General features: G+C 72.2%; 15 protein-coding genes. 8 read left to right on the top strand and 7 right to left on the bottom strand.

The window, feature by feature from the left end; translation table 11 throughout:
• Window positions 1-140: 140 nt before the first annotated feature.
• Entirely contained in the window at window positions 141-824 is a 684-nt protein-coding gene (locus Pma05_RS25910; RefSeq protein ID WP_203860088.1) for a DUF305 domain-containing protein, read from the top strand.
• Between the two features lie 85 nt (window positions 825-909).
• Here Pma05_RS25910 and Pma05_RS25905 read toward each other — a convergent pair whose 3' ends face one another.
• The 3 genes from Pma05_RS25905 to Pma05_RS43550 all read right to left on the bottom strand — a co-directional run bounded on the left by Pma05_RS25905 (window position 910) and on the right by Pma05_RS43550 (window position 3,669).
• On the bottom strand, window positions 910-2,928 hold the full coding sequence (locus tag Pma05_RS25905; RefSeq protein ID WP_239313074.1) for an LVIVD repeat-containing protein: 2,019 nt from the start codon (window positions 2,926-2,928) through the stop codon (window positions 910-912).
• A gap of 220 nt (window positions 2,929-3,148) precedes the next feature.
• Window positions 3,149-3,535, bottom strand: a complete 387-nt coding sequence (locus Pma05_RS25900) for a VOC family protein (RefSeq protein WP_203860087.1) — start codon at window positions 3,533-3,535, stop codon at window positions 3,149-3,151.
• A gap of 5 nt (window positions 3,536-3,540) precedes the next feature.
• A complete protein-coding gene (locus tag Pma05_RS43550; RefSeq protein WP_275414752.1) occupies window positions 3,541-3,669 on the bottom strand; it encodes a hypothetical protein in 129 nt (42 codons plus the stop codon).
• Between the two features lie 257 nt (window positions 3,670-3,926).
• On the opposite strand from Pma05_RS43550, the gene Pma05_RS25895 reads away from it, so the two are divergent.
• Window positions 3,927-4,820, top strand: a complete 894-nt coding sequence (locus Pma05_RS25895; RefSeq protein ID WP_203860086.1) for a LysR family transcriptional regulator — start codon at window positions 3,927-3,929, stop codon at window positions 4,818-4,820.
• A gap of 406 nt (window positions 4,821-5,226) precedes the next feature.
• Here Pma05_RS25895 and Pma05_RS25890 read toward each other — a convergent pair whose 3' ends face one another.
• The 3 genes from Pma05_RS25890 to Pma05_RS25880 all read right to left on the bottom strand — a co-directional run bounded on the left by Pma05_RS25890 (window position 5,227) and on the right by Pma05_RS25880 (window position 7,755).
• A complete protein-coding gene (locus Pma05_RS25890; protein ID WP_203860085.1) occupies window positions 5,227-6,696 on the bottom strand; it encodes a YibE/F family protein in 1,470 nt (489 codons plus the stop codon).
• Between the two features lie 163 nt (window positions 6,697-6,859).
• A complete protein-coding gene (locus Pma05_RS25885) occupies window positions 6,860-7,453 on the bottom strand; it encodes a TetR/AcrR family transcriptional regulator (protein ID WP_203860084.1) in 594 nt (197 codons plus the stop codon).
• 53 nt (window positions 7,454-7,506) lie between these two features.
• Window positions 7,507-7,755, bottom strand: coding sequence for a hypothetical protein (locus tag Pma05_RS25880; RefSeq protein ID WP_203860083.1), 249 nt, complete (start codon window positions 7,753-7,755; stop codon window positions 7,507-7,509).
• On the opposite strand from Pma05_RS25880, the gene Pma05_RS25875 reads away from it, so the two are divergent.
• On the top strand, window positions 7,754-8,683 hold the full coding sequence (locus Pma05_RS25875) for a DUF72 domain-containing protein (protein ID WP_203860082.1): 930 nt from the start codon (window positions 7,754-7,756) through the stop codon (window positions 8,681-8,683). The two genes, Pma05_RS25880 and Pma05_RS25875, sit on opposite strands and share 2 nt — an antisense overlap.
• 29 nt (window positions 8,684-8,712) lie before the next feature.
• Here Pma05_RS25875 and Pma05_RS25870 read toward each other — a convergent pair whose 3' ends face one another.
• The gene (locus tag Pma05_RS25870; RefSeq protein WP_425567692.1) at window positions 8,713-9,672 is read right to left on the bottom strand and encodes a threonine/serine dehydratase; all 960 of its coding nucleotides are present in this window, start codon (window positions 9,670-9,672) and stop codon (window positions 8,713-8,715) included.
• 188 nt (window positions 9,673-9,860) lie between these two features.
• On the opposite strand from Pma05_RS25870, the gene Pma05_RS25865 reads away from it, so the two are divergent.
• The 5 genes from Pma05_RS25865 to Pma05_RS25845 all read left to right on the top strand — a co-directional run bounded on the left by Pma05_RS25865 (window position 9,861) and on the right by Pma05_RS25845 (window position 12,068).
• Entirely contained in the window at window positions 9,861-10,490 is a 630-nt protein-coding gene (locus tag Pma05_RS25865) for an MBL fold metallo-hydrolase (RefSeq protein WP_239313071.1), read from the top strand.
• Between the two features lie 127 nt (window positions 10,491-10,617).
• Window positions 10,618-10,968, top strand: a complete 351-nt coding sequence (locus Pma05_RS25860; protein WP_239313068.1) for a hypothetical protein — start codon at window positions 10,618-10,620, stop codon at window positions 10,966-10,968.
• Complete coding sequence (locus Pma05_RS25855) at window positions 10,965-11,441, top strand: MerR family transcriptional regulator (RefSeq protein ID WP_203860081.1); 477 nt, start codon at window positions 10,965-10,967, stop codon at window positions 11,439-11,441. Before Pma05_RS25860 ends, Pma05_RS25855 begins: the two co-directional genes overlap by 4 nt.
• On the top strand, window positions 11,428-11,739 hold the full coding sequence (locus Pma05_RS25850) for a hypothetical protein (protein ID WP_203860080.1): 312 nt from the start codon (window positions 11,428-11,430) through the stop codon (window positions 11,737-11,739). Before Pma05_RS25855 ends, Pma05_RS25850 begins: the two co-directional genes overlap by 14 nt.
• Window positions 11,736-12,068 (top strand): YnfA family protein, encoded by a 333-nt coding sequence (locus tag Pma05_RS25845; protein WP_203860079.1) that lies wholly within the window; start codon window positions 11,736-11,738, stop codon window positions 12,066-12,068. The genes Pma05_RS25850 and Pma05_RS25845 overlap by 4 nt, the downstream gene beginning before the upstream one ends.
• Window position 12,069: the final 1 nt, after the last annotated feature.

Genomic DNA, 12,069 nt, shown 5'->3' with positions numbered 1-12,069 from the left:
TCGATCTGTTGCGGTGACGCACACAGTCCGCGAGGGGGCGCCTCGGCCGAGCCGACCGGTCAGTTGCGGCTGTCCGGTCGGCTGCGGACGTCCTGCCTGCTCTCGCCGCTGGGAACGATGTCGGCTACGGTGATCGAATAGTGTTCCCGTCCCGTCGCCGCCTCCTGATCGCCGTGCCGGCCACCGTCGTCGCCCTCGGCGTGGGACTGTTCGCCGTGCTCCGGTTCACCGGGGACCCGCCCGCCGAACCGGCCGCCGCCACCCGGGTCGTCCAACCCGGGGCGCCGGGTCAGGCCGGCCGCATCCTCTCCCCGGCGGAGCAGTCCAAGCTGCCGCCGCCTCCGGCGCACACCGGGTCCGACGTGCAGTTCATGCAACGGATGATCGGGCATCACGCGCAGGCGCTGGAGATGACCGCGCTCGTCGCCGACCGTGCGGAGAGCCCCGAGGTGTCGCTGCTCGCGGGTCGGATCCAGACGTCGCAGCGGGACGAGACGGCGCAGATGGAGCGGTGGCTGACCGAACGCGGTGCGGAGGTACCCGGTCCGCACACCCAGCACGCCGGGCATGCCGGGGTGATGCCGGGAATGCTCACCCCGGAGCAGATGGGTGAGCTGCGGCAGGCCCGGGGCAGGGAGTTCGACCGGCTCTTCGTCGACTTCATGATCCGGCACCACAACGGGGCGTTGACGATGGTGCAGCAGCTCTACGCGGCCGGTGGCGGGCTGGAGCCGGCGACCGACCGGTTCGCCCGCGAGGTCAACGCCGACCAGGCGATCGAGATCAGAAGCCTCCAGGAGTTGCTGGCCAAGCTGGCCGGCTGAGCCACCTGGAAACGCGCCGAGGGGCGTGCCCCGCCGGGTACTCCCGACCGGACACGCCCCCACTGCCAGCGGTGCCTACCGTGCGTCAGTCAAGACTGGCGCACTGGCCGGCGACCGGCCCCTGCACCGTGTTGGCCGTACCGAGGTTGATCGGCGCCGGTGAGTTGCCGGTGCAGCTCAACGGGCCGCGTACGGTGCTGTCCGCGACGATCGGCTCGACTGTCCCGGTACGGTTCGAGGTGAGTACGACCGGTCCGGAGATCTCGGTCTGCACGATGGCGGCGCTGGCCTTCGTACCGGTGATGCTCACCGGTCCGCGCACCGTGCTCCCGTAGAGGTGCACCGCGGCCGCGTTCGACGCCGACACCGGGCCGGAGATCGTCGAGTCGAGCGCGAGCAGCGAGGCACCCGGGCGGACCGTGACCGGGCCGGAGACGGTCGCCCCGGTCAGGCAGGTGACGCCGGTGACCGTCAGCGGGCCGTTGTGCCGCGTCGAGACGGTCGAGGTGCAGGTCCGGGCCAACTGGTCGAAGCGGGCCCGGGCCACCGCGAAGCTCGGCGCCCAGGTGGTCCTGGTCTGGTGCTGGGCGTTGAACTCCGGCAGGCGCACCTCGCGGGCGGCGGCGATCTCCGCCGCGCTCAGGTCCTCGCTCGGCTTCAGCCCGAAGACGTCGAAGCCACGGGCGATCTCGCTGCCGTAGACCTGACCGTTGTACCAGTACGCCGACCAGAAGCCGCCGAGCATGATCGAGGTGGGGCTGATCGGCCCCCGGTCGAAGTAGCCGATCTCGCGCGGGTTGGCCGAGTCGGTGAAGTCCAGCAGCGAGATGCCGCCCTGGTACCACGCCTGGGCCAGGATGTCCCGCCCCGGCACCGGGATCAGCGAGCCGTTGTGTGCGACGCAGTTCTCCTGGAGTGTCTGCGGCACCGGCAGCTTGTAGTAGCTGGCGAACCGCATCTTCCGGTCCACGATGTCGAAGATCGCGTTGGCGCCCCACTGCGGCTGGTCGGTCGTCCGGCACCGGGCACCGGTACCGCCGCCCCACTCGTCGGTGAAGATGACCTTCTTGCCGTCGTTGCTGAGCGTCGCGGAGTGCCAGTACGCGAAGTTCGGGTCGGAGACCTCGTCGATCCTTACCGGGTTGACGGGGTCGGAGATGTCGATCAGGATGCCGTTGCCCTCACAGGCGCCCGCCGCCAGGCCGAGTTCCGGATAGGCGGTGATGTCGTGGCAGGCGTCGGTCACCGGCGACGGGCTCCAGCCGCTGCCCGACGGGTGGGTCGGGGCCGGCGGGGTGTTCTGGAGTCCGTCGACCGCACCGGTCTGCGGGTTCGTGAAGAGTCGGGGACCGCTGACGATCGCGGCCTGCTCGGGGGTCGCCACCGGGACCTTGATGACGTCGATCCGCCACCGGGCCGGGTTGTCGCCGGCCGCCGGGGTGTTGTTGCAGCCGGCCATCGTGCTCGCCGGGCGGACGCCGGCGGTGCCGGAGACGTACACGTAGACGTTCGCGCTGTCGTCCGGGTCGGTCACCAGGGTGTGCGTGTGCGAGCCTCGGCAGGTCTGCACCGCGGCCACCTGCACCGGGGTCGTCACGTCGCTGATGTCGAAGACGCGTACGCCCTGGAAGCGGGTGCCGGCCGCCGGGTCCGTACCGCAGTCGAGGCGGCCACGGGTCTCCTCGACCGACATGAAGAGCAGGTTGCCGTAAACGCTGAGGTCGCCCTGCCCACCCGGGCACACCACGCTGGTGACCAGGGTCGGGTTGGCCGGCTGGGAGATGTCGTAGACGTTGAAGCCGTTGAAGTTGCCCATGAAGGCGTGCTCGCCGCCGAAGGCGAGATCCGATCCGGCATAGCCGAAGTCACCCGGGTTGGCCGGGTTGACGAAGCCCGCCGGCTTGTCGCGGTGGGCCAGCAGTTCGAGGTTGCTGCTCGCGCTCTGCGCGTCCAGCCATCCCGGACCGAGGCCGATCCGCGGGTCCGGCGCGGGCTCCTGGCCCGATGCCGTCCCCGGCAGCAGAGCGGCGAGGAGTACGGCTGCCGCCGTCACGCCGACGAGCCGGCGTCTCCCGCCTGGTGTGCGATCCGACCGATTGGTCATTCGTTTGTCCTCCGTGCACGATGCCCCAGGTGGTGGCGACGTGCGTCGGGGCGCGTGCACGCCGCGGTGGTAAGGACCGTATCGCGTATCCCGCCGAAAAGATCATGGACGTATTCGCGAGGGACGCGAAAACCGTCGACAACCAGGGCCGACCGGCCGACCCGGCCCGGCCGATCCGCCGATCCACCCCGCCCGACCAGGGGCCGGGTCCCGCTCGGGGCTATCCCGTACGGTCCTCCGGATACCAGCGCAGCTCGACGGTGTTGCCGTCCGGGTCGGATATGTAGATCGAGATCGCCTCGCCGCGCGCACCGAACCGGCCGACCGGCCCCTCCAGGACGGTGAAGACGCCCGACTCGATCACCTCGGCCCAGTCCAGCGGCTCCACGACCAGGCAGATGTGGTCGACGTTCGACTCGCCCCGCTGGCCGTGCAGCAGGTCGATGATCGTCTCCGGGGTGATCCGGACGGACGGGAACGGCACCTTGCCGGCCCGCCACTCCTCGACCCGGACCGGTGCCAGGCCGAGGGTTCCGCAGTAGAACGCGAGGGAGCGTTCCACGTCCTGCACGGTGAGTACGAGATGGTCGAACGCCTTCACCTTCATCGTCGTCACCTCGCCGCCGGCGCGACGTCGCGCCGTACGTCCCGGGCATCGACGATCGGCCGGAGCCGTTCGCCGGGCTCCGTCGGCGGTGTGTCGAGACCGCTCGGGTGGTCGGTGATCTCGGTGCTGCCCATTGTTTCCTCCTGTCGGACCACGCTGCCGTGACCGGCTCCGGATCCAGGCTGAGCCGGCCGACCTCCGCCGCTCGGCGTACTGGCCGGCCGGAACCCGGTCCGCCGGTGACGCCTCTTACGATCCACCGCACGGCGACCGGGACCAAGCCGTGATCGGACTACCATCGTTGAGCCAGATTCAACGATGCCTTCGACCGATGACCTCACCGATGACTCACCTGTGACTTCGACGATGGCTGCGACGAGGGGCCGCCGACGTGCTGGAACGACACGAGATCGAGACCTTCCTGACCCTCGCCGAGGAGCTGCACTTCGGGCGTACCGCCGAGCGGCTCCGGGTCACCACCGGGCGGATCAGCCACGTGGTGAAAAAGCTCGAACGCCGGATCGGCGCGCCGCTGTTCGCGCGTACCAGCCGGGTCGTCCGGCTCACCCCGATCGGGCGGCAGTTGGCCGCCGACCTGACCCCGCTGGTGGCCGGGATCGACGAGGCCGTACGCCGGGCCGTCGACGCCGGGCGCAACGTCACCGGCCGGCTCCGGGTGGCGTTCCTGGGGGAGGGGACGGCACCGCTGCTGCTCAGGGCGGTCAACCTCTTCACCGAACGGCATCCCGAGTGCGAGGTCGAGGTGCACGAGGCGCAGCTCGCGAACACCCGGTCGAGCCTGTTGGACGGTTCCGTGGACGTGCTGATCGCCTCGTACCCGTTCGACGGCATGGCGAACGGGCCGGCGCTGCTCTCCGAGGGACGGGTCCTCGCGGTCGCCGCCGGCCATCCGCTGGCCGGTGCGGCGTCGGTCTCCCTGGAGGTCCTCGCCGACCATCCGGTGGTGCAGTATCCGGCGGTCACCTCCGCCGAGTTCAAGCGCGACCGCACGCCCGAGCACACCCCGGCGGGCCGGCCGGTGCCGAAGGGGCCGGTCGGGAACACCTTCTCCGAGATGCTCTCGCTGGTGGCGCTCGGCCGGGGCATACTGCCGGTCGGCGAGCACAGCCGGCGCTACTATCCCCGCCCCGACCTCGCGTACGTGCCGATCTCCGACGCGCCGCCGATCGAACGCGGCCCGATCTGGCTGGCCACCAACAGTACCGCTCGGGTCCGGGAGTTCGTCCGGGCCGCCGCCGACGCCAACCCGCCGACCCCGGGCTGATGTCCAGCCCGACGAACGCGGACCGGTGCGCGGTCCGTCGGCGGGTCACGGGGTCAGCGGCAGCACCCGGTCCGGCGTACCGGCCAGGGCGGCGACCGCCCCGTCGGCGTTGACCAGGCGGTAGCCCTCGCCGTCGAGCGCCTCGATCCGCCACCGCGCGGCCGGGCCGGCGCCGTCGAGGGGACCGAGCCCGTTGCCCCGCTCCCTTCGGACACCGCCGTCCGCAGTGGACGGACCCGGGTGAGCCCGACGGTGACACGACGGCCGTACGGTGACACGACGGCCGTCTCGCCGCCATCGTCCCGGTGTCCAAAACCCGCTGGCGGTGCCCGGAACACACCGATCTGCCCGGCGGGTGCGGCCCATGGACAGGTACGCCGAGCCGCCCCCGCTGCCCCGGGTCGCGTTACCGCTTCCCGTCCGGATGACGATCGACGAAGGCCATCCACGGATCGTTCTCCGGCGTGTCGCCGCCCGCTCCCGTCACCGACCCGGGCCCACTCGACGCCCCCACCGGCGTCGCTGCCGCTGCTGGTGCCGGTGCCGGTGCCGGCGTTGGTGTTGGTGTCGACGTCGACGGCGGCTCTCCGACCTCGGTCGCGCCATGCCGGGCCGCCGCTGCCGGAGGTGGTGCCGCGTCCGGAGTGGGCGAGGCCGGGATCGGGGGTACCGGAGCGGCCTCCTCCTCGATGCCGCGCCGGGCGGCGAGCAGGGCCGCCAGGGCGGTGGTGATCGGTACGGCGGCGATCAGCCCGATGGTGCCGACCGCGCTGCGTACCAGCTCCTGGGCGATCAGTTGACTGGTGAGCAGCTCACCGACCGGGGTGGCGGTGTCGGCGGCGAAGAGCAGCATCAGCGGCAGGGAGGCACCGGCGTACGCCAGTACGATCGTGTTGATCACCGATGCGATGTGCGCCCGGCCGATCCGGGTGGCCGCCGAGTAGAGCCGCCGGAACCCGTACCCGGGGTTGGCCAGCGCGAGTTCGCTGACCGTGGCCGACTGGGTGACGGTGACGTCGTCGAGTACCCCGAGGGAGCCGATCACGATGCCGGCCAGCAGCAGGCCGCGCATGTTGACCTCGCCCTGGGTGATGGAAAGGTAGTTCGATGTCTCGTCGGCGATCCCGGAGAGGTGCGTGGCGGCGGTGGCGACTGCGGAGAGGCCCGCGGTGATGGTCAGGCTGACCAGCGTGCCGGCCACCGCGACCGTGGTGGTCATGCTGAACCCGTGCGTCAGGTACAGCACGGTGAGCATGATCGCCGCCGCGCCGACGATGGCGACCAGCAGCGGCGAGCGCCCGTCGAGGATGGCCGGCACGATGAACATCAGCAGCACCGCGAAGGTGAGCCCGAGCCCGGCCAGGGCGCTCAGGCCGCGCCACCGGCCGAAGGCGAGGACGGCGAGCGCGAACACCGCGCCGAGCAGCCACAACTGGGTGGAGCGCTGGTGGTCGATGATCGAGTACTGTCGCTCCGGGCTCTCCTCCAGATAGAGCAGCACCACCTCGTCCCCGGCGGCCACCCGGATCGCGCCCGGCCCGGACGGTACGTCGGTGCTGACCCGCTGGCCGGCCCCGATGCCCTCGGTCAGGTCCACGGTGACCGTGCCGCAGTCGGTCGGGGCGCCGGTCGGCAGTTCCTCCCCGTCAGGCGGCGCGGCGCACGGGGTCGACTGGACGGCGACGACCGTGCCGAGTACCTGGATCGGCCCGTCGGCCGGACCGGGCGTCGGGGTGTCCCGGGGCCACAGCAGCACCATCGACACGAGGGTGAGGAGCGCCGCCGGGATCAGCAGGGCCAGACTCAGCCGGCGTGCGGCGCGGCTGGTCGGCCGGCCGGGGCGGGGCAGGTGGCTGTGCGCGTGTTCGGAACTCATCGGCTCGCGTGCTGGCCTTCCTCGTTGGGTCGCTCGGCGGGGCTCCGGGCCCGAGCATCGCAGCCGGAGGCTCCCGACGGGCCAGCATGACACGCGAGCACCCGGCCAGACGATATGCCGGTTGTCATTACTGTTGGTTGTCGAGCGACGACATGGAGCGATCTCATGTGCGGATGAGGGCGTCGGTCAGTCGGACGGCGGTCTCCTGGTCCAGTGGCCCGTGCCCGAGCAGGAAGCGATACCAGAACAGCCCGTACGCCTGGTCGACCAGGAGTTCGAGGTCCAGCTCCGGGCCGAGTTCAGCACGCTCCCGGCCCCGCCGGACGATGGCGTGCAGCGCGTCCCGGCGGGTCTCGGTGAACTGCCGGAACAGGTCGGCGGTGCCCGGATCACGGGCCGCCTCGGCGGCCAGGGTACGCAGCACCGCCGCCGTCGCCGGCTCGCCCGCCCGGCGGAACGTGTCCGCGAGGTAGCCGCAGAGGTCCTCCCGGAGCGATCCGGTGTCCGGTACCGGCACCAGCGAGTCACTCCAGTCGGTCAGCGCCTCCAACAGGACCGCTCCCTTCGACTGCCACCAGCGGTAAATCGTCTGCTTGCCGACCCCGGCCTCGTGGGCGATGACGTCGACGGTCAGCCCGCCGTCGTGCGGCGTGGTGAGCAGCCGGAGCGCCGCGTCGAGGATCGCCTGCCGGGCCTCCTCGTTGCGGCGCCGACCGGTGTGTGCCCGGCGGTGGCCGTCGGAACCGCTGGTCGTCACCGCACCAGCATATGATTTGTCGGAACTGTCGTTCTCGATAACGGGTGGCGGCGTCAGGTCCGCCGCCGTGGTGCCGAGTCCAGGAAATCGCCGAGCACGTCTCGCCACCGGTCCGGGCTGTCCAGGTGTACGTCGTGCCCGGTACCCGGGATCTCCACGGTGCTGACCACCGGATGCCGCCCCATCCGGGCGTACTCGTCCAGGCCCAGCCAGCGGGGCTGTCCACGATCGAGTAGTTCTCCGGGTTGTGCCGGGTCGGTGGGTTTCGACCACCGTGGCCGGTGGGGAGAGACTGTGCACATGGGCGAGATAAAGGTGGGCACCTCCTCGTGGGCGGATCGGTCGCTGCTCGCGTCCGGCTGGTATCCCCGGTCGGCCAACAGCCCGGCCGGGCGGCTGACCTACTACGCCGAGCGGTTCGGTCTGGTCGAAGTGGACACCACCTACCACGCCGTACCGGTGCCGGAGACGACCTCGGCCTGGGCGGACCGTACGCCGCCGGACTTCACCTTCGACCTGAAGGCGTTCGGCCTGTTCACCGGGCACGGGGCGGAGCTGGCGGCGCTGCCCCGGGACCTGCGGCCGGACGGCGGGGACACCGGTCGGGTACGCCGCCGTGACCTGCCGGCGTCGACCTACGACGAGCTGTGGCAGCGGTTCCGGGAGGCCGTCGAGCCGATCGCCGGAGCCGGCAAGCTCGGCGTACTGCTGTTCCAGTTCCCGCCCTGGCTGGCGCACGGTGAGCCCGCGAAGCGGCGGATCCTCGACGCCGCCGAGCGCTGCCGGCCCTGGCGGGTCGCGGTCGAACTGCGCCACGCGTCCTGGTTCGACGGCGACAACGGCCCGGACACCGTCGGCTTCCTCGCCCGGCACGACATCACCATGGTCAGCGTCGACATGCCGCAGGGGCACGAGTGGTCGATCCCGCCGCTGCTGCTGGCCACGGCCGAGCCGGCGGTGATGCGGTTCCACGGCCAGAGCCCGGAGTGGACCACCGGCGACCGGGAGGGCCGGTTCCGGTACGCCTACGGCGACGACGAACTCGCCGACTGGGCGAAGCGGCTGCGCGACCTCGCCGCCGAGACCGACGAGCTGCACGTCCTGCTGAACAACTGCTGCGCGGGCCAGGCGCAACGGGACGCCGCCACTCTCGCCGCCCTGCTCGGCCCGGAGGCGGACTGGCCGAACCGGTACGCCCGGCGCCGCGCCGCCCTGCGAGTGGTGCGGTAGCGGGTACGGTCGGCGCTGGCGGGTGCCGGTCAGCCGGCCAGGTCGGCGGGGTCGGTGTTGGCCCCGCAGAGCAGCACGGCGAGCCGCTCCCCGGCGACCGGCCGGTACGCCCCCGAGGTGAGCGCGGCCATCGCGGCGGCGGTGCCGTGCTCGACGGCGACCCGGTAGTGGCTCCAGAGCAGTCGGCGCGCCTGCACGATCTGTGTGTCGGTGACCAGCACGCTCCGCACCCCGGCCCGGACCGCCACCTCGTACGCGATCGAGCCGACCCGGCGGGCGCCGAGCGAGTCGGCGGCCACCCCGGCGACCGGTACGTCGACCGGCCCGCCCGCCGCCAGCGCGGCGTGCAGCGCCGAGGCGCCCTCCGGCTCGACCGCCACCACCCGGGCCCGACCCTCCAGTGCGGCGGCCACCCCGGCCATCAGCCCGCCGCCGCCGACCGCCACCAGTACGGTGTCCAGCTCACCGACCTGCTCCAGCAGCTCCAGCCCGAGCGTGCCCTGACCGGCGCAGATCTCCGGCTGGTCGTAGGCGTGGCAGAACAGCGCCCCGGTGTCGGCGGCCCGCTTGACCGCGGCGTCGTACGCCTCGGCGTACTCGGTGCCGTGCGGGACCACGGTGGCGCCGAGCTGGCGCAGCTTGTCGACCTTGACGGCGGGGGCGGCGGTCGGCACGTACACCTCGGCCGGTACGCCGAGCGACCTCGCCGCGTACGCGACGGCGGCGCCGGCATTGCCACCGGACGCGGTGACCACCCCGGCGGCCGGCAGTTCGCGGCGCTCGGCGGCGGCCAGCACCCGGTTGAACGCGCCGCGTGCCTTGAACGACCCCGAGTGTTGCAGGTACTCCAGCTTCAACCAGAGCGCTCCGGCCGGTCCGGCGAGGTCGGGCTCGACCCGGGCCACCGGGGTCGTCCGGACGTGCCCGGCGATCCGGCTCGCCGCGTCCTGCACATCGGTACGGGTGATCACGATCGCCGCCCCTTCCACCTGGTACGCCGTACGGTATCCCCGGCCGTCGGGCGGCGCGGATAGGGTGTGGGGCAATCCACCCCGGTCCGCCCCCGGGCCCGCCTTGCGGAGGTCGCGCGATCATCGACGGCATCACCATCCGGCAGCTCGCCGGCCGGGTCTGGATCTCGCTCGGCGACCCGGACCCGGAAAACGTCCAGGCCGGCGTGGCGGTCGTCGCCGACGAGCGGGGCAGCGTCGTGGTCGACGCCGGACACAGCCCCGCGCACGCCCGAGCGATCCAGGCGGCGATGCGGGCCGCCGGGCTGCCCCCGGCCCGCTGGCTGGTCTACACCCACCACCACTGGGACCACGTCTGGGGCGCGTGCGCCTGGCCGGACGTGGAGATCGTCGGGCAGGTCGCCGGGCGGGAACTGCTCCGACAGGAGGCGACCCGGCCGTGGAGCCACCGCTACCTGCGCGAACAGGTGCGGGAGAACCCGCGACTCGGCCCGAGTTTCCGGGCCCGGGCGCTGGCCATGGACGACTGGGCCGACTTCACCATCCTGCCGCCGACCCGCACCTTCACCGACGAGCTGACCCTGCCGGTCGGCGTACGGCTGCGGCACGTCGGCGGCGCGCACGCCCCCGACTCGACGGTGGTGTACGTCCCGGACGCCCGGGTCGTACTGCTCGGCGACTGCTTCTATCCGCCACCGGCGCACCTGCGCGGCCCCGACGACGGCCTCGACCTGGCGATGATGCGCGACCTGCTCGACGACGACTACGAGTGGTACGCCGACAGCCACGGCGAGCCGACCACCCTGGCCCAGGCCCGGCAACTGCTCTCCGGCTGACGCCGATACCGGCTCGGGCGCCGGGCGAGGCCGATACCGGCTCGGGCGCCGGGTGAGGGCAGTTGTCCGGGCGCGGACAGTCGAGCGACTTGCATCCGGTACCCGGGTACAGGGTTACCGTCGTGGCATGACCGAGACGAAGGTGCTGGTCGAGGGGTCGTGGCCGCCGCAGGCGTGTACGTTGCCGACGGCGGAGCGGCCGTTGCGGCTGACGGAGTTCGACGAGCTGTTCGCCTCGGCGGTGCGTGGGGTGGAGCGGGTTGACCCGTTGCGGGTACGGCTGGAATTGCGGCCGGAGCCGGCGGTGGCCGCGCGGGCGGCGGATCTGGTGGTTCGGGAGACCGCCTGCTGTTCGTTCTTCACCTTCACCTTGGGCGCCACGGCTGGGCGGCTCACGCTGGACGTGGCGGTGCCGGCGGGGCGGGTCGCCGTGCTGGACGCGCTCGCCGCGCGTGCGGAGCCCGGTGATCGTCGATGACGACAAGCAGCGGTAACGGTTCGGCCCCCCGCACGACGGGGCTGCGATCGGGGCAGGTGGCGGAGGCCGCCGGGGTGAATCAGCAGACCCTGCGCTACTACGAACGGCGGGGTCTGGTGGCCGAGCCGGACCGGACGTTGGGCGGGCATCGGCTCTACCCGCCGGAGACCGTGACGATCCTGCGGGTGATCAAGACCGCGCAGCGACTCGGGTTCACCCTGGACGAGGTCGCCGAACTGCTGAACGTGGGTGCCCACCGGCACGGCGGGCGGGCCGATGCCGGCTTGCAGGCCCGTGCGCGGGGCAAGCTCGTCGAGGTCGAGCGGAAGATCGCCGATCTTGTCGTGATCCGGGAGACCCTGCGCCAGGCGGTCGCGGCCGGCTGCGACGACCTGGTCGTCTGCGCGGACAGTCCGTGCTGCCCGCTGCCGTTCGTCGAACTTACCGAGGGAGTCGATCGTGTCGAGGTTTGACCTGCGTCGAATGCTGCCGTCCGGTCTGACCGGGCTGGCCGGGATCGCGTGTGCGGCCTGCTGCGCGCTTCCGCTGCTCGTGGCGGCCGGGCTTCTCGGCGGCGCTGGCTGGGCCGCCGTCGCGCGGGCGATGCCGGCGGTCGCGGTCGGGCTGGCCGTCGCGGCGGGTGCGGCCTGGTGGTGGGCGTCCAGGCGGGTGCGCCGGCACCGCGGCCACTGCGCCGGTGGCGAGTGCTCCTGCGGCGGGCAGCCCGTCGAGCGGGTACCGGAGAGCGTCTCGATACGGTCTTCCTCGTGATTCTCGCCCGTTCACTTGCCCTGTTCGTGCTCGCCGCGCTGGCCGAGATCGGAGGTGCCTGGCTGATCTGGCAGGGCTGGCGGGAGCATCGCGGAGTGCTCTGGATCGCCGCGGGGATCGTGGCTCTCGGCGCGTACGGGTTCGCCGCATCCCTGCAACCGGATCCGAACTTCGGCCGGATCCTGGCCGCGTACGGCGGAATCTTCGTCGCCGGCTCCCTGGCCTGGGGCGTCGTCGTGGACAAGTTCCGCCCGGACCGGTGGGACATCACCGGCGCCGCCATCTGCCTGCTCGGCGTTGTCGTGATCATGTACGCACCACGCGGCTGAG

The organism is Plantactinospora mayteni (assembly GCF_016862935.1).
Classification (GTDB): Bacteria; Actinomycetota; Actinomycetes; order Mycobacteriales; family Micromonosporaceae; genus Plantactinospora; species Plantactinospora mayteni.
The sequence above is the reverse complement of the archived record's forward strand: the minus strand, read 5'-3'. Positions and strand labels throughout refer to the sequence as shown.